Source organism: Serratia sp. CY38905 (assembly GCF_052168875.1).
GTDB lineage: Bacteria > Pseudomonadota > Gammaproteobacteria > Enterobacterales > Enterobacteriaceae > Serratia > Serratia sarumanii.
Map to the genome: position 1 here is coordinate 1 of NZ_JBJNLV010000023.1, position 13650 is coordinate 13650.

The 13650-nt window shown below is 50.8% G+C and carries 28 protein-coding genes and 1 pseudogene; all 29 read left to right on the forward strand.

The genetic code is table 11. The annotated features are described in order from the left end of the window. A pseudogene (tuf, locus tag ACJ8MK_RS24670) lies at positions 1–147 on the forward strand (elongation factor Tu); the annotation flags it as partial. Between the two features lie 131 nt (positions 148–278). Further along, positions 279–473 carry a bacterioferritin-associated ferredoxin gene (bfd, locus tag ACJ8MK_RS24675; RefSeq protein WP_015379266.1) on the forward strand — a complete coding sequence of 65 codons (195 nt, stop codon included), beginning with the start codon at positions 279–281 and terminating at the stop codon, positions 471–473. A 73-nt stretch (positions 474–546) separates the two neighbouring features. Next, a complete protein-coding gene (gene bfr / locus ACJ8MK_RS24680) occupies positions 547–1026 on the forward strand; it encodes a bacterioferritin (protein WP_033636255.1) in 480 nt (159 codons plus the stop codon). A gap of 379 nt (positions 1027–1405) precedes the next feature. After that, a complete protein-coding gene (gene rpsJ, locus ACJ8MK_RS24685; RefSeq protein WP_001181005.1) occupies positions 1406–1717 on the forward strand; it encodes a 30S ribosomal protein S10 in 312 nt (103 codons plus the stop codon). A gap of 32 nt (positions 1718–1749) precedes the next feature. Continuing rightward, positions 1750–2379: a 50S ribosomal protein L3 gene (rplC, locus tag ACJ8MK_RS24690; protein WP_015379265.1), complete on the forward strand. Its 630-nt coding sequence runs from the start codon at positions 1750–1752 to the stop codon at positions 2377–2379. 10 nt (positions 2380–2389) lie between these two features. Further along, positions 2390–2995 (forward strand): 50S ribosomal protein L4, encoded by a 606-nt coding sequence (gene rplD, locus ACJ8MK_RS24695; protein ID WP_004929779.1) that lies wholly within the window; start codon positions 2390–2392, stop codon positions 2993–2995. Further along, positions 2992–3294, forward strand: a complete 303-nt coding sequence (gene rplW / locus ACJ8MK_RS24700) for a 50S ribosomal protein L23 (RefSeq protein ID WP_004951179.1) — start codon at positions 2992–2994, stop codon at positions 3292–3294. The genes rplD and rplW overlap by 4 nt, the downstream gene beginning before the upstream one ends. Positions 3295–3312: 18 nt before the next feature. Then, positions 3313–4137, forward strand: a complete 825-nt coding sequence (gene rplB / locus ACJ8MK_RS24705; protein WP_004929775.1) for a 50S ribosomal protein L2 — start codon at positions 3313–3315, stop codon at positions 4135–4137. Positions 4138–4151: 14 nt separating this feature from the next. Further along, complete coding sequence (rpsS, locus tag ACJ8MK_RS24710; RefSeq protein ID WP_004929772.1) at positions 4152–4430, forward strand: 30S ribosomal protein S19; 279 nt, start codon at positions 4152–4154, stop codon at positions 4428–4430. A 14-nt stretch (positions 4431–4444) separates the two neighbouring features. After that, entirely contained in the window at positions 4445–4777 is a 333-nt protein-coding gene (gene rplV, locus ACJ8MK_RS24715) for a 50S ribosomal protein L22 (protein WP_002223844.1), read from the forward strand. A 17-nt stretch (positions 4778–4794) separates the two neighbouring features. Next, complete coding sequence (gene rpsC / locus ACJ8MK_RS24720) at positions 4795–5493, forward strand: 30S ribosomal protein S3 (RefSeq protein WP_004929766.1); 699 nt, start codon at positions 4795–4797, stop codon at positions 5491–5493. A 12-nt stretch (positions 5494–5505) separates the two neighbouring features. Then, a complete protein-coding gene (gene rplP / locus ACJ8MK_RS24725) occupies positions 5506–5916 on the forward strand; it encodes a 50S ribosomal protein L16 (RefSeq protein WP_004929764.1) in 411 nt (136 codons plus the stop codon). Next, entirely contained in the window at positions 5916–6107 is a 192-nt protein-coding gene (gene rpmC / locus ACJ8MK_RS24730) for a 50S ribosomal protein L29 (RefSeq protein WP_004929762.1), read from the forward strand. The genes rplP and rpmC overlap by 1 nt, the downstream gene beginning before the upstream one ends. Continuing rightward, a complete protein-coding gene (rpsQ, locus tag ACJ8MK_RS24735) occupies positions 6108–6362 on the forward strand; it encodes a 30S ribosomal protein S17 (protein WP_004929760.1) in 255 nt (84 codons plus the stop codon). A 172-nt stretch (positions 6363–6534) separates the two neighbouring features. Continuing rightward, on the forward strand, positions 6535–6906 hold the full coding sequence (gene rplN, locus ACJ8MK_RS24740) for a 50S ribosomal protein L14 (protein WP_000613954.1): 372 nt from the start codon (positions 6535–6537) through the stop codon (positions 6904–6906). Between the two features lie 9 nt (positions 6907–6915). Further along, positions 6916–7230, forward strand: a complete 315-nt coding sequence (gene rplX, locus ACJ8MK_RS24745; RefSeq protein WP_004929758.1) for a 50S ribosomal protein L24 — start codon at positions 6916–6918, stop codon at positions 7228–7230. Between the two features lie 14 nt (positions 7231–7244). Continuing rightward, the gene (rplE, locus tag ACJ8MK_RS24750; RefSeq protein ID WP_033636253.1) at positions 7245–7784 is read left to right on the forward strand and encodes a 50S ribosomal protein L5; all 540 of its coding nucleotides are present in this window, start codon (positions 7245–7247) and stop codon (positions 7782–7784) included. 13 nt (positions 7785–7797) lie between these two features. Next, the gene (gene rpsN / locus ACJ8MK_RS24755; RefSeq protein WP_004929754.1) at positions 7798–8103 is read left to right on the forward strand and encodes a 30S ribosomal protein S14; all 306 of its coding nucleotides are present in this window, start codon (positions 7798–7800) and stop codon (positions 8101–8103) included. A gap of 30 nt (positions 8104–8133) precedes the next feature. Continuing rightward, a complete protein-coding gene (rpsH, locus tag ACJ8MK_RS24760; RefSeq protein WP_004929753.1) occupies positions 8134–8526 on the forward strand; it encodes a 30S ribosomal protein S8 in 393 nt (130 codons plus the stop codon). Between the two features lie 14 nt (positions 8527–8540). Next, on the forward strand, positions 8541–9074 hold the full coding sequence (rplF, locus tag ACJ8MK_RS24765; protein WP_004929751.1) for a 50S ribosomal protein L6: 534 nt from the start codon (positions 8541–8543) through the stop codon (positions 9072–9074). A 9-nt stretch (positions 9075–9083) separates the two neighbouring features. Next, positions 9084–9437, forward strand: a complete 354-nt coding sequence (rplR, locus tag ACJ8MK_RS24770) for a 50S ribosomal protein L18 (protein WP_004929748.1) — start codon at positions 9084–9086, stop codon at positions 9435–9437. Positions 9438–9451: 14 nt separating this feature from the next. Next, the gene (rpsE, locus tag ACJ8MK_RS24775; protein ID WP_004929747.1) at positions 9452–9952 is read left to right on the forward strand and encodes a 30S ribosomal protein S5; all 501 of its coding nucleotides are present in this window, start codon (positions 9452–9454) and stop codon (positions 9950–9952) included. Positions 9953–9958: 6 nt separating this feature from the next. Next, a complete protein-coding gene (rpmD, locus tag ACJ8MK_RS24780; RefSeq protein WP_048232028.1) occupies positions 9959–10138 on the forward strand; it encodes a 50S ribosomal protein L30 in 180 nt (59 codons plus the stop codon). A 3-nt stretch (positions 10139–10141) separates the two neighbouring features. Next, positions 10142–10576, forward strand: coding sequence for a 50S ribosomal protein L15 (gene rplO / locus ACJ8MK_RS24785; RefSeq protein WP_004929742.1), 435 nt, complete (start codon positions 10142–10144; stop codon positions 10574–10576). Positions 10577–10583: 7 nt separating this feature from the next. Then, positions 10584–11915 carry a preprotein translocase subunit SecY gene (gene secY / locus ACJ8MK_RS24790; RefSeq protein ID WP_004929740.1) on the forward strand — a complete coding sequence of 444 codons (1332 nt, stop codon included), beginning with the start codon at positions 10584–10586 and terminating at the stop codon, positions 11913–11915. Between the two features lie 33 nt (positions 11916–11948). Next, a complete protein-coding gene (rpmJ, locus tag ACJ8MK_RS24795) occupies positions 11949–12065 on the forward strand; it encodes a 50S ribosomal protein L36 (RefSeq protein ID WP_002227352.1) in 117 nt (38 codons plus the stop codon). Between the two features lie 148 nt (positions 12066–12213). Continuing rightward, positions 12214–12570, forward strand: coding sequence for a 30S ribosomal protein S13 (rpsM, locus tag ACJ8MK_RS24800; protein WP_004929734.1), 357 nt, complete (start codon positions 12214–12216; stop codon positions 12568–12570). 16 nt (positions 12571–12586) lie between these two features. Beyond that, positions 12587–12976 carry a 30S ribosomal protein S11 gene (gene rpsK, locus ACJ8MK_RS24805; protein ID WP_004929731.1) on the forward strand — a complete coding sequence of 130 codons (390 nt, stop codon included), beginning with the start codon at positions 12587–12589 and terminating at the stop codon, positions 12974–12976. A 30-nt stretch (positions 12977–13006) separates the two neighbouring features. Further along, positions 13007–13627 (forward strand): 30S ribosomal protein S4, encoded by a 621-nt coding sequence (rpsD, locus tag ACJ8MK_RS24810; protein WP_004929729.1) that lies wholly within the window; start codon positions 13007–13009, stop codon positions 13625–13627. Positions 13628–13650 lie beyond the last annotated feature (23 nt).

The window sequence follows — 13650 nt, forward strand, 5'->3', positions numbered from 1 at the left end:
GGCGTAGAGATGGTAATGCCAGGCGACAACGTGAACATGGTTGTAACCCTGATTCACCCAATCGCGATGGACGACGGTCTGCGTTTCGCAATCCGTGAAGGCGGCCGTACCGTTGGCGCGGGCGTTGTTGCTAAAGTTATCGCTTAATCGCGAATAATTTTTCGACACAAAAAAGGGCACTTCGGTGCCCTTTTTTTATGCAATTTGTTTAAATCTTAATTGAAATAAAAACCATTCCCATTTAGACTCAGTGCATTGGTTAAGAAGTGAGTCTCTCTATGTATGTATGTCTGTGTAATGCGGTGACTGACAAAGCCATCCGTAATGCGGTGCGTCAGCACAATCCCCATACCATGAAGCAGCTGCGTGAACTTGTGCCGATTGGTACCGATTGTGGAAAGTGCATTCGTCAGGCAAGACAGATTATGGTGGAGGAACGCGGAACTATCATCCCAATGCATGAAGTTGCCTAACAAAGGGTAAGGTTATTTTTGACTCTTGGCTTACAGGTTCTACACTTTTAGAACTGGCCAGGAGGAATTACCTATGAAAGGCGATAAAAAGATCATTGCTCACCTCAACAAGCTGCTCGGTAACGAGCTGGTTGCCATCAATCAATATTTCCTGCACGCCCGCATGTTCAAGAATTGGGGGTTAATGCGCCTCAACGACAAGGAGTACCACGAGTCGATCGACGAAATGAAACATGCCGATCGCTACATCGAGCGTATCCTGTTCCTGGAAGGGATCCCGAACCTGCAAGATCTCGGCAAGCTGAACATCGGCGAAGACATTGAAGAGATGCTGCGTTCCGATTTGGCGCTGGAGCTGGCGGGGGCCAAAAACCTGCGCGAAGGTATCGCCTATGCCGACTCGATCCACGATTACGTCAGCCGCGATTTGATGATCGACATCCTGGCCGATGAAGAAGAGCATATCGACTGGCTGGAAACCGAGCTGGATCTGATCGCTCGCCTCGGTATTCAAAACTATGCCCAGGCCCAGGTTCTAGAGCGCAAAGAGTAAACCTGCCTTCTGTTCGTCATCGTTTCTCCTGCCGGCAACCGTTTTTACGGTGGGGCAGGGGAGCGTCCCTGCCAAGCATAATTCATACCCTGTTTGCCGCCTTCATCTCGCGACTGCATCTGAGCGCGCAAGAATGACGATTTCCTGAGCATATTTCCAACTGTGGCTTGCTTCCTCGGCCATTTTGCGTATAATGCGCGGGCTTACCTAATCTTGGTAAGCCTGATTTTAGCGAATCAGTCGATTGGCAGGCCTTTTTTGCCTCTCGAACAATACTCCCGATATGGGGGTTATATGTTGACGATTACACTCCCCCATCAATCGAAATGGGTGTGAGGAGTAATTATTTACGTTTATAAATAATTGGAGCTCTGGTCTCATGCAGAACCAAAGAATCCGTATCCGCCTGAAAGCGTTTGATCATCGTCTGATCGATCAATCAACCGCGGAAATCGTCGAGACTGCAAAGCGCACTGGTGCGCAAGTCCGTGGTCCGATCCCGCTGCCAACTCGCAAAGAGCGCTTTACCGTTCTGATTTCTCCGCACGTCAACAAAGACGCGCGCGATCAGTACGAGATTCGCACTCACAAGCGTCTGGTTGACATCGTTGAGCCAACCGAGAAAACCGTTGATGCTCTGATGCGTCTGGATCTGGCTGCCGGTGTAGACGTGCAGATCAGCCTGGGTTAATCAGGTCATTGAGCGATTGAGAGGTTGAAACAATGATTGGTTTAGTCGGTAAAAAAGTGGGTATGACCCGTATCTTCACTGAAGATGGCGTTTCTATCCCAGTAACCGTAATTGAAATTGAAGCGAACCGCGTGACTCAGGTTAAAAGCCTGGACACCGACGGTTACCGTGCCGTTCAGGTTACCACCGGTAGCAAAAAAGCTAACCGAGTAACCAAGCCGGAAGCGGGTCATTTCGCTAAAGCTGGCGTTGAAGCTGGCCGTGGTCTGTGGGAATTCCGCCTGGAAGAAGGTCAAGAATTCGCTGCAGGTCAGGAAATTAGCGTAGAAATCTTCGCTGACGTTAAAAAAGTCGATGTTACCGGTACTTCTAAAGGTAAAGGTTTTGCTGGCACTGTTAAGCGCTGGAACTTCCGTACCCAAGACGCTACCCACGGTAACTCCTTGTCTCACCGCGTTCCGGGTTCTATCGGTCAGAACCAGACTCCGGGCAAAGTGTTCAAAGGCAAGAAAATGGCTGGCCACCTGGGTGATGAGCGCGTAACCGTTCAGAGCCTGGACGTAGTACGTGTTGACGCTGAGCGCAACCTGCTGCTGGTTAAGGGTGCTGTACCGGGCGCAACCGGTGGCAACCTGATCGTTAAACCAGCTGTGAAGGCGTAAGGGGATAGCAATGGAATTAGTATTGAAAGACGCGCAAAGCGCGCTGACTGTTTCCGAAACTACCTTCGGTCGTGATTTCAACGAAGCGCTGGTACACCAGGTTGTTGTTGCTTATGCAGCAGGTGCCCGTCAAGGTACCCGTGCTCAGAAGACCCGTGCTGAAGTAACTGGTTCCGGCAAAAAGCCATGGCGTCAGAAAGGCACCGGCCGTGCGCGCTCAGGTTCTGTAAAGAGCCCGATCTGGCGTTCAGGCGGCGTGACCTTTGCTGCTAAGCCACAGGACCACAGTCAGAAAGTAAACAAAAAGATGTACCGCGGCGCGCTGAAAAGCATCCTGTCCGAACTGGTACGTCAAGATCGTCTGATCGTTGTCGAGAAGTTCTCTGTAGAAGCGCCTAAAACTAAGCTGCTGGCACAGAAACTGAAAGATATGGCTCTGGAAGACGTGCTGATCGTGACCGGTGAACTGGATGAGAATCTGTTCCTGGCAGCTCGCAACCTGTACAAGGTTGACGTGCGCGATGTAGCAGGTATCGATCCGGTTAGCCTGATCGCCTTCGACAAAGTGGTTATGACTGCTGATGCTGTGAAGCAAGTTGAGGAGATGCTGGCATGATCCGTGAAGAACGTTTGCTGAAAGTGCTGCGTGCACCGCACGTATCTGAAAAAGCATCCGCTGCGATGGAAAAAAGCAACACCATCGTTCTCAAAGTTGCCAAAGACGCGACCAAAGCAGAAATCAAAGCTGCAGTGCAGAAACTGTTTGAAGTCGAAGTCGAAGACGTGAACACCCTGGTAGTTAAAGGGAAAGTGAAGCGTCACGGTCAGCGTGTTGGTCGTCGTAGCGACTGGAAAAAAGCTTACGTCACCCTGAAAGAAGGCCAGAATCTGGACTTCATCGGCGGCGCAGAGTAAGTCGGAGGAGTAAGAACAATGGCAATTGTTAAATGTAAACCTACATCTCCGGGTCGTCGCCACGTTGTTAAAGTGGTTAACCCTGAGCTGCACAAGGGTAAACCTTATGCCCCGCTGCTGGAAAAACTGAGCAAAAGCGGTGGTCGTAACAACAATGGCCGTATCACCACCCGTCATATCGGTGGTGGCCACAAGCAACATTATCGTCTGGTTGACTTCAAGCGCAACAAAGACGGTATCCCTGCTGTGGTTGAGCGTCTGGAGTACGATCCGAACCGTTCCGCGAACATCGCGCTGGTTCTGTACAAAGACGGCGAACGCCGTTACATCCTGGCGCCGAAAGGCCTGAAAGCTGGTGACCAGATTCAATCTGGCGTTGATGCTGCAATCAAAGCGGGTAACACCCTGCCGATGCGCAACATTCCAGTTGGTTCAACGGTTCACAACGTAGAAATGAAACCAGGTAAAGGCGGTCAGATGGCTCGCTCCGCTGGTGCCTACGTTCAGATCGTTGCTCGTGATGGTTCCTACGTAACTCTGCGTCTGCGCTCCGGCGAAATGCGTAAAGTTCCAGCTGATTGCCGCGCCACCCTGGGTGAAGTCGGTAACGCTGAACACATGCTTCGCGTTCTGGGTAAAGCAGGTGCTGCACGTTGGCGTGGTGTTCGTCCTACCGTTCGCGGTACGGCGATGAACCCGGTAGATCACCCGCACGGTGGTGGTGAAGGTCGTAACTTTGGTAAGCACCCGGTAACTCCGTGGGGCGTTCAGACCAAAGGTAAGAAGACCCGTAGCAACAAGCGTACTGATAAGTTCATCGTACGTCGCCGTAGCAAAAAATAATTAGAGGATAAGCCATGCCACGTTCTCTCAAGAAAGGTCCTTTTATTGACCTGCACTTGCTGAAGAAGGTAGAGAAAGCGGTGGAAAGCGGTGACAAGAAGCCTTTGCGCACTTGGTCCCGTCGTTCAACGATCTTTCCTAACATGATCGGTTTGACCATCGCTGTCCATAATGGTCGTCAGCACGTACCAGTGTTCGTTTCCGATGAAATGGTCGGTCACAAACTGGGTGAATTCGCGCCGACTCGTACTTATCGCGGCCATGCGGCTGATAAAAAAGCTAAAAAGCGCTAAGGTAGGAGGAAGAGATGGAAACTATCGCTAAACATCGCCACGCTCGTTCTTCTGCTCAGAAGGTTCGCCTTGTTGCTGACCTGATTCGCGGTAAGAAAGTGTCGCAAGCTCTGGAAACTCTGACCTACACCAACAAGAAAGCTGCTGGTCTGGTTAAGAAAGTGCTGGAGTCTGCCATTGCTAACGCAGAACACAACGATGGCGCTGACATCGATGATCTGAAAGTTACGAAAATCTTCGTAGACGAAGGCCCAAGCATGAAGCGCATTATGCCGCGTGCAAAAGGTCGTGCAGATCGCATCCTGAAGCGCACCAGCCACATTACTGTGGTTGTGTCCGATCGCTGAGACTCTGGAGACTAGCAATGGGTCAGAAAGTACATCCTAATGGTATTCGCCTGGGTATTGTCAAACCTTGGAACTCTACTTGGTATGCGAATACCAAAGAATTCGCTGACAACCTGGACAGCGACTTTAAAGTTCGTCAATTCCTGACTAAGGAACTGTCGAAAGCTTCCGTTTCTCGCATCGTTATCGAGCGTCCTGCGAAGAGCATCCGTGTGACCATTCACACTGCTCGCCCAGGCATCGTTATCGGTAAGAAAGGTGAAGACGTCGAAAAACTGCGCAAGGTCGTAGCGGACATCGCTGGCGTTCCTGCACAGATCAACATCGCCGAAGTCCGTAAACCGGAACTCGACGCTAAATTGGTTGCTGACAGCATCACTTCTCAGCTGGAACGTCGCGTGATGTTCCGTCGTGCTATGAAGCGTGCAGTACAGAACGCAATGCGTCTTGGCGCTAAAGGTATCAAAGTTGAAGTAAGCGGCCGTCTTGGCGGCGCTGAAATCGCACGTACCGAATGGTACCGCGAAGGTCGTGTTCCATTGCACACTCTGCGTGCGGACATCGACTACAACACATCTGAAGCGCACACCACTTATGGTGTAATCGGCGTTAAGGTATGGATCTTCAAAGGTGAGATCCTGGGTGGTATGGCTGCAGTTGAACAACCGGAACCGGCTGCTCAACCTAAAAAGCAGCAGCGTAAAGGCCGCAAGTAAGGAGAGTCGCTGATGTTACAACCAAAGCGTACAAAATTCCGTAAGGTGCACAAGGGCCGCAACCGTGGTCTGGCGCAAGGTACGGATGTTAGCTTCGGCACTTTCGGTCTGAAAGCTGTTGGCCGTGGCCGTCTGACTGCTCGTCAAATCGAAGCAGCTCGTCGTGCAATGACTCGTGCAGTTAAGCGTCAAGGCAAGATCTGGATCCGTGTATTCCCGGACAAACCGATCACCGAGAAGCCGCTGGAAGTGCGTATGGGTAAAGGTAAGGGTAACGTGGAGTATTGGGTTGCCCTGATCCAGCCTGGTAAGGTCCTGTACGAAATGGACGGCGTGCCAGAAGAGGTTGCCCGCGAGGCATTCAAACTGGCAGCAGCGAAACTGCCGATCAAAACCACCTTTGTAACTAAGACGGTGATGTAATGAAAGCACAAGAGCTGCGTGAAAAAAGCGTTGAAGAGCTGAATGCCGAGCTGCTCAACCTGCTGCGTGAGCAATTCAACTTGCGCATGCAGGCGGCCAGTGGCCAGCTGCAACAAACTCACCTGTTGAAACAAGTGCGTCGTGACGTCGCACGCGTTAAGACTTTACTGACTCAAAAGGCGGGTGTGTAAATGACTGAAGTTATCCGTACCCTGCAGGGTCGTGTTGTTAGCGATAAAATGGAGAAATCCATCGTTGTTGCTATCGAACGTACTGTGAAGCACCCGATCTACGGGAAATTCATCAAACGTACGACCAAACTGCACGTACATGACGAGAACAACGAATGTGGTACCGGCGACGTGGTGGAAATCCGCGAATGCCGCCCACTGTCCAAGACCAAGTCCTGGACGCTGGTTCGCGTTGTAGAGAAAGCGATTCTGTAATAGAGTAGCTGGCTCTAACTTAATAAACGGCTCAGAAAATGAGCCGTTTATTTTTTCTACCCATACCAAGTAAGCGGTGTTATAATGCTGCGCCCTCGGTTATGGGGCTTTTCAACGGCCTAATTTTTACTTGGGTCTTTAAAGTAGTAGTTGACATTAGCGGAGCACTAAAATGATCCAAGAACAGACTATGCTGAACGTCGCCGACAACTCCGGTGCACGTCGCGTAATGTGTATCAAGGTTCTAGGTGGCTCGCACCGTCGCTACGCAGGCGTCGGCGACATCATCAAAATTACCATCAAGGAAGCAATTCCTCGCGGTAAGGTGAAGAAAGGCGATGTTCTGAAGGCGGTAGTGGTGCGCACCAAGAAGGGTGTACGTCGCCCGGACGGTTCTGTCATTCGCTTCGATGGCAATGCATGCGTTATTTTGAACAATAACAGCGAGCAGCCAATCGGTACGCGTATTTTTGGGCCGGTAACTCGTGAACTGCGTAATGAGAAGTTCATGAAAATTATCTCTCTGGCACCAGAAGTACTCTAAGGAGCGAACATGGCAGCGAAGATCCGTCGTGATGACGAAGTTATCGTGATTACCGGGAAAGACAAAGGTAAGCGCGGTAAAGTAAAAAATGTCCTGTCTGCTGGCAAGGTCATTGTTGAAGGCATCAACCTGGTTAAGAAACACCAGAAGCCGGTTCCGGCTCTGAACCAACCAGGCGGCATTGTTGAAAAAGAAGCTGCAATTCAGGTTTCTAACATTGCTATCTTCAACGCGGCTACCGGCAAGGCTGACCGTGTAGGCTTTAGATTCGAAGACGGCAAAAAAGTCCGTTTCTTCAAATCTAACAGCGAAACTATCAAGTAATTTGGAGTAATACGATGGCGAAACTGCATGATTACTACAAAGACGAGGTAGTCAAACAACTGATGTCTCAGTTTGATTACAACTCTGTCATGCAAGTCCCTCGGGTCGAGAAGATCACCCTGAACATGGGTGTTGGTGAAGCGATTGCTGACAAGAAACTGCTGGATAACGCCGCAGCGGACCTGACAGCTATCTCCGGTCAAAAACCGTTGATCACCAAAGCCCGCAAATCTGTTGCAGGCTTCAAAATCCGTCAGGGCTATCCGATCGGCTGTAAAGTAACTCTGCGTGGCGAACGCATGTGGGAGTTCCTTGAGCGCCTGATCTCCATTGCTGTTCCACGTATCCGTGACTTCCGTGGCCTGTCCGCCAAGTCATTCGATGGCCGTGGCAACTACAGCATGGGCGTGCGTGAGCAAATCATCTTCCCAGAAATCGACTACGACAAAGTCGATCGCGTTCGTGGTTTGGATATTACCATTACCACTACTGCGAAATCTGATGATGAAGGCCGCGCGCTGCTGGCTGCTTTTAACTTCCCGTTCCGCAAGTAAGGCAGGGTTACTGATGGCTAAGCAATCAATGAAAGCACGCGAAGTCAAGCGCGTGAAATTAGCTGACAAGTTCTTTGCAAAACGCGCTGAACTGAAAGCTATTATCTCTGATGTGAACGCATCCGATGAAGATCGTTGGAATGCCGTTCTCAAGCTGCAAACTCTGCCGCGTGATTCCAGCCCGTCTCGTCAGCGTAAACGCTGCCGCCAAACTGGCCGTCCACATGGTTATGTGGGCAAATTCGGGTTGAGCCGTATTAAGCTTCGTGAAGCCGCTATGCGCGGTGAAGTACCAGGCTTGAAAAAGGCTAGCTGGTAATTACCAATTGAATCACGGGAGTAAAGACAGATGAGCATGCAAGATCCGATCGCGGATATGCTGACCCGTATCCGTAACGGTCAAGCCGCGAACAAAGTTGCGGTCACCATGCCTTCCTCCAAGCTGAAAGTGGCAATTGCCAACGTGCTGAAGGAAGAAGGTTTTATTGAAGATTTCAAAATCGAAGGCGACGCCAAGCCTGTTCTGGAACTGGTACTGAAGTACTTCCAGGGCAAAGCTGTGGTAGAAAGCATTCAACGTATCAGCCGTCCAGGTCTGCGCATCTACAAGAAAAAAGATGAGCTGCCAAAAGTTATGGCCGGTTTGGGTATCGCTGTTGTTTCTACCTCTAAAGGTGTTATGACCGATCGTGCAGCTCGCCAGGCTGGTCTTGGTGGCGAGATTATCTGCTACGTAGCTTAATTCGGGAGGAAAGAATGTCTCGTGTTGCAAAAGCACCCGTCGTCATTCCTGCCGGCGTAGAGGTAAAACTCAACGGTCAGGTTATTTCGATTAAGGGTAAAAACGGCGAGTTGACTCGTACTATCCACGACGCCGTTGAAGTGAAGCAAGAAGCTAACGCACTGACTTTCGCTCCGCGCGAAGGTTTTGCTAACGCATGGGCTCAAGCGGGTACCACGCGCGCTCTGCTGAACGCAATGGTTGTTGGTGTTACCGAAGGCTTCACCAAAAAGCTTCAACTGGTAGGTGTTGGTTATCGTGCTGCCGTTAAAGGCAACGTGGTGAATTTGGCCCTGGGCTTCTCTCACCCTATCGATCACCAGCTGCCGGCAGGTATCACTGCTGAATGCCCAAGCCAAACTGAAATCGTGCTGAAAGGCGCTGATAAGCAGGTAATTGGCCAGGTAGCAGCAGATCTGCGTGCTTACCGTCGTCCTGAGCCTTACAAAGGCAAAGGTGTTCGTTACGCCGACGAAGTCGTGCGTACCAAAGAGGCTAAGAAGAAGTAAGGTAACACTATGGATAAGAAATCTGCTCGTATCCGTCGTGCGACCCGCGCACGCCGCAAGCTCCAAGAGCTGGGTGCAACCCGCCTGGTGGTACATCGTACCCCGCGTCACATTTACGCACAGGTGATTGCTCCAAACGGTTCTGAAGTACTGGTAGCCGCTTCTACTTTAGAAAAAGCTATCGCGGAGCAACTGAAGTATTCCGGTAACAAAGACGCAGCAGCAGCCGTAGGTAAAGCTCTGGCTGAGCGCGCGTTGGAAAAAGGGATTGCGAAAGTATCCTTTGACCGTTCCGGTTTCCAATATCATGGTCGAGTCCAGGCACTGGCAGATGCTGCCCGTGAAGCTGGCCTTCAGTTCTAAGGAAGAGGTTTAAGATGGCTCACATCGAAAAACAAGCTGGCGAACTGCAGGAAAAGCTGATCGCGGTAAACCGCGTATCTAAAACCGTAAAAGGTGGCCGTATTTTCAGCTTTACCGCACTGACTGTAGTTGGTGATGGTAACGGTCGCGTTGGTTTTGGCTACGGCAAAGCACGCGAAGTTCCAGCAGCGATCCAGAAAGCGATGGAAAAAGCCCGTCGCAACATGATGAACGTCGCGCTGAACAGCGGCACCCTGCAGCACCCTGTTAAGGGCGCTCACACGGGTTCTCGCGTGTTCATGCAGCCTGCTCATGAAGGTACCGGTATCATCGCGGGCGGTGCAATGCGCGCCGTTCTCGAAGTTGCTGGGGTGCACAACGTATTGGCTAAAGCTTATGGTTCCACCAACCCGATCAACGTGGTTCGTGCAACTATCGACGCTCTGGCGAATATGAAGTCTCCTGAAATGGTCGCTGCTAAGCGTGGTAAATCCGTTGCCGACATTCTGGGGTAATTGACCATGGCTAAGACTATTAAAGTTACACAAACTCGCAGCTCAATTGGCCGTCTGCCGAAGCATAAAGCTACTCTGCTCGGTCTGGGTCTGCGTCGTATTGGTCACACCGTAGAGCGCGAGGATACTCCTGCTGTTCGCGGTATGGTCAACCTGGTTTCCTACATGGTTAAAGTTGAGGAGTAACAGATGCGTTTAAATACTCTGTCTCCGGCTGAAGGTGCCAAGCATGCGCCTAAGCGTGTAGGTCGTGGTATTGGTTCTGGCCTGGGTAAAACCGGCGGCCGTGGTCACAAAGGTCAGAAGTCTCGTTCTGGCGGTGGCGTACGTCGTGGTTTCGAAGGTGGTCAGATGCCTCTGTACCGTCGTCTGCCGAAATTCGGCTTCACTTCACGCAAAGCGATGATCACGGCAGAAGTTCGTCTGTCTGAACTGGCTCTGGTTGAAGGCGATGTTATCGACCTGAACGCGCTGAAAGCCGCTAACGTAGTTGGTGTCCAGATCGAATTCGCGAAAGTTGTACTTTCTGGCGAAGTCGCTCGTCCGGTAACCCTGCGTGGTCTGCGTGTCACCAAAGGCGCTCGTGCTGCTATCGAGGCTGCTGGCGGTAAAATTGAGGAATAAGTAGCAGATGGCTAAGCAACCAGGATTAGATTTTCAAAGTGCTAAAGGCGGGCTCGGCGAGCTGAAGCGCAGACTTTTGTTTGTCATCGGCGCGCTGATTGTCTTCCGCATCGGCTCTTTCATTCCGATTCCTGGTATCGATGCCACTGTGCTTGCCAAATTGCTTGAGCAGCAGAGAGGCACTATCATTGAAATGTTTAACATGTTCTCTGGTGGTGCCCTCAGCCGTGCTTCTATCTTTGCTCTGGGGATCATGCCGTATATCTCGGCGTCGATCATTATCCAGCTGCTGACGGTGGTTCATCCAGCGTTGGCGGAAATCAAGAAAGAAGGGGAGGCTGGCCGTCGCAAGATTAGCCAGTACACCCGTTACGGTACGCTGGTATTGGCCATATTCCAGTCGATCGGTATTGCTACCGGTCTGCCGAATATGCCTGGTATGCAGGGCCTGGTGTTAAATCCAGGCTTTGCATTCTACTTTACTGCGGTTGTGAGCCTGGTAACCGGGACAATGTTCCTGATGTGGCTGGGTGAGCAGATTACTGAACGCGGTATCGGCAACGGTATCTCGATCATTATCTTCGCGGGTATTGTAGCGGGGCTCCCGCCGGCAGTGGCCCATACTATCGAGCAAGCGCGGCAAGGCGACCTGCACTTCCTCCTGCTGCTGTTGGTTGCAGTATTGGTGTTTGCAGTAACCTTCTTCGTTGTTTTCATCGAGCGTGGTCAACGTCGTATCGTCGTTAACTATGCGAAGCGTCAACAAGGTCGTCGTGTTTATGCAGCACAGAGCACACATTTACCGTTGAAAGTGAACATGGCGGGTGTTATCCCGGCGATTTTCGCTTCCAGCATTATTCTGTTCCCGGCCACGATTGCATCATGGTTTGGGGGCGGTACCGGTTGGAACTGGCTGACTACGATTTCGCTGTATTTGCAGCCAGGGCAACCGCTTTATGTGTTACTCTATGCGTCTGCAATCATCTTCTTCTGTTTCTTCTACACGGCGTTGGTCTTCAACCCGCGTGAGACAGCAGATAACCTGAAGAAGTCCGGTGCCTTCGTACCAGGAATTCGTCCGGGAGAGCAAACGGCGAAGTATATCGATAAAGTAATGACGCGTTTAACCCTGGTGGGCGCGATGTACATTACTTTCATCTGCCTGATCCCGGAGTTCATGCGTGATGCAATGAAAGTACCATTCTACTTTGGTGGTACCTCGCTACTGATCGTGGTTGTCGTCATCATGGACTTTATGGCTCAAGTGCAAACTCTGATGATGTCAAGTCAGTACGAGTCTGCATTGAAGAAAGCAAATCTGAAAGGCTATAACCGCTAGTCAGATTCGTTTGAGAAGTTACGGAGAGTAAAAATGAAAGTTCGTGCTTCCGTCAAGAAATTATGTCGTAACTGCAAAATCGTTAAGCGTAACGGTGTCGTTCGTGTGATTTGCAGCGCCGAGCCGAAGCATAAACAGCGTCAAGGCTGATTATCTCGCATATTTTTCTTGCAAAGTTGGGTTGAGCTGGCTAGATTAGCCAGCCAATCTTTTGTATGTCGCACTGCAACACTATTTGAGTATCCTGAAAACGGGCTTTTCAGAATGGTGTTGCTGTATAAAATAGTAGGAGTGCATAGTGGCCCGTATAGCAGGCATTAACATTCCTGATCATAAACATACCGTTATCGCCTTAACGTCGATCTTCGGTATCGGTAAAACCCGTTCACAGGCTATCTGTGCATCCACGGGTATTGCTGAAAATGTTAAGATCAGTGAGCTGTCTGAAGAGCAAATCGAAAAGCTTCGTGATGCAGTTGCCAAATACACCGTTGAGGGTGATTTGCGTCGTGAAATTACCCTGAGCATCAAGCGTCTTATGGACCTTGGTTGCTATCGTGGTTTGCGTCATCGTCGTGGTCTGCCGGTACGCGGTCAGCGCACCAAGACCAACGCTCGTACCCGTAAGGGTCCGCGCAAGCCGATCAAGAAATAATCGGGGTTATTGAATAATGGCAAAGGCACCTGTTCGTACACGTAAGCGTGTAAGAAAGCAAGTCTCTGACGGCGTGGCTCATATCCATGCTTCTTTCAACAACACCATCGTTACCATCACTGATCGTCAGGGTAATGCTTTGGGTTGGGCAACAGCCGGTGGTTCCGGTTTCCGTGGTTCTCGTAAGTCCACTCCGTTCGCAGCACAGGTTGCAGCAGAACGTTGTGCTGACGCAGTAAAAGAATACGGTATCAAGAACCTGGAAGTTATGGTTAAAGGACCTGGTCCTGGTCGTGAGTCTACTATCCGCGCTCTGAACGCGGCTGGTTTCCGCATCACTAACATTACTGATGTGACTCCGATCCCTCATAACGGTTGTCGTCCGCCGAAAAAGCGCCGCGTGTAACGCAGCTTTTAGGATTGTTGGAGAAAGAAAATGGCAAGATATTTGGGTCCTAAGCTCAAGCTGAGCCGTCGTGAGGGCACAGACCTGTTCCTTAAGTCTGGCGTTCGCGCGATCGATTCCAAGTGTAAAATTGAACAAGCACCTGGTCAGCACGGTGCGCGTAAACCGCGTCTGTCTGATTACGGTGTTCAGTTGCGTGAGAAGCAGAAAGTTCGCCGTATGTACGGCATTCTGGAGCGTCAATTCCGTAACTATTACAAAGAAGCAACCCGCCTGAAGGGCAACACCGGTGAAAACCTGTTGCAGCTGCTGGAAGGTCGTCTGGACAACGTTGTTTACCGTATGGGCTTCGGCGCTACTCGTGCAGAGTCACGTCAGCTGGTTAGCCACAAAGCAGTTATGGTAAACGGTCGCGTTGTTAACATCGCTTCTTATCAGGTATCTCCGAATGACGTAGTCAGCATCCGCGAGAAAGCTAAAAAGCAGTCTCGTGTTAAAGCTTCTCTGGAGCTGGCTGAGCAGCGTGAAAAGCCGACTTGGCTGGAAGTTGATGCTGCTAAGATGGAAGGCGTGTTCAAGCGTATGCCTGAACGTACCGATCTGTCTGCGGACATTAACGAACACCTGATCGTCGAGCTTTACTCCAAGTAAAGCTTAGTACCAAAGAGAGGACA

Bases quoted from the DNA above. Each gene is read 5' to 3' on its own strand.
- bfd (WP_015379266.1), top strand. From the start codon at position 279: ATGTATGTATGTCTGTGTAATGCGGTGACTGACAAAGCCATCCGTAAT.
- bfr (WP_033636255.1), top strand. From the start codon at position 547: ATGAAAGGCGATAAAAAGATCATTGCTCACCTCAACAAGCTGCTCGGT.
- rpsJ (WP_001181005.1), top strand. From the start codon at position 1,406: ATGCAGAACCAAAGAATCCGTATCCGCCTGAAAGCGTTTGATCATCGT.
- rplC (WP_015379265.1), top strand. From the start codon at position 1,750: ATGATTGGTTTAGTCGGTAAAAAAGTGGGTATGACCCGTATCTTCACT.
- rplD (WP_004929779.1), top strand. From the start codon at position 2,390: ATGGAATTAGTATTGAAAGACGCGCAAAGCGCGCTGACTGTTTCCGAA.
- rplW (WP_004951179.1), top strand. From the start codon at position 2,992: ATGATCCGTGAAGAACGTTTGCTGAAAGTGCTGCGTGCACCGCACGTA.
- rplB (WP_004929775.1), top strand. From the start codon at position 3,313: ATGGCAATTGTTAAATGTAAACCTACATCTCCGGGTCGTCGCCACGTT.
- rpsS (WP_004929772.1), top strand. From the start codon at position 4,152: ATGCCACGTTCTCTCAAGAAAGGTCCTTTTATTGACCTGCACTTGCTG.
- rplV (WP_002223844.1), top strand. From the start codon at position 4,445: ATGGAAACTATCGCTAAACATCGCCACGCTCGTTCTTCTGCTCAGAAG.
- rpsC (WP_004929766.1), top strand. From the start codon at position 4,795: ATGGGTCAGAAAGTACATCCTAATGGTATTCGCCTGGGTATTGTCAAA.
- rplP (WP_004929764.1), top strand. From the start codon at position 5,506: ATGTTACAACCAAAGCGTACAAAATTCCGTAAGGTGCACAAGGGCCGC.
- rpmC (WP_004929762.1), top strand. From the start codon at position 5,916: ATGAAAGCACAAGAGCTGCGTGAAAAAAGCGTTGAAGAGCTGAATGCC.
- rpsQ (WP_004929760.1), top strand. From the start codon at position 6,108: ATGACTGAAGTTATCCGTACCCTGCAGGGTCGTGTTGTTAGCGATAAA.
- rplN (WP_000613954.1), top strand. From the start codon at position 6,535: ATGATCCAAGAACAGACTATGCTGAACGTCGCCGACAACTCCGGTGCA.
- rplX (WP_004929758.1), top strand. From the start codon at position 6,916: ATGGCAGCGAAGATCCGTCGTGATGACGAAGTTATCGTGATTACCGGG.
- rplE (WP_033636253.1), top strand. From the start codon at position 7,245: ATGGCGAAACTGCATGATTACTACAAAGACGAGGTAGTCAAACAACTG.
- rpsN (WP_004929754.1), top strand. From the start codon at position 7,798: ATGGCTAAGCAATCAATGAAAGCACGCGAAGTCAAGCGCGTGAAATTA.
- rpsH (WP_004929753.1), top strand. From the start codon at position 8,134: ATGAGCATGCAAGATCCGATCGCGGATATGCTGACCCGTATCCGTAAC.
- rplF (WP_004929751.1), top strand. From the start codon at position 8,541: ATGTCTCGTGTTGCAAAAGCACCCGTCGTCATTCCTGCCGGCGTAGAG.
- rplR (WP_004929748.1), top strand. From the start codon at position 9,084: ATGGATAAGAAATCTGCTCGTATCCGTCGTGCGACCCGCGCACGCCGC.
- rpsE (WP_004929747.1), top strand. From the start codon at position 9,452: ATGGCTCACATCGAAAAACAAGCTGGCGAACTGCAGGAAAAGCTGATC.
- rpmD (WP_048232028.1), top strand. From the start codon at position 9,959: ATGGCTAAGACTATTAAAGTTACACAAACTCGCAGCTCAATTGGCCGT.
- rplO (WP_004929742.1), top strand. From the start codon at position 10,142: ATGCGTTTAAATACTCTGTCTCCGGCTGAAGGTGCCAAGCATGCGCCT.
- secY (WP_004929740.1), top strand. From the start codon at position 10,584: ATGGCTAAGCAACCAGGATTAGATTTTCAAAGTGCTAAAGGCGGGCTC.
- rpmJ (WP_002227352.1), top strand. From the start codon at position 11,949: ATGAAAGTTCGTGCTTCCGTCAAGAAATTATGTCGTAACTGCAAAATC.
- rpsK (WP_004929731.1), top strand. From the start codon at position 12,587: ATGGCAAAGGCACCTGTTCGTACACGTAAGCGTGTAAGAAAGCAAGTC.
- rpsD (WP_004929729.1), top strand. From the start codon at position 13,007: ATGGCAAGATATTTGGGTCCTAAGCTCAAGCTGAGCCGTCGTGAGGGC.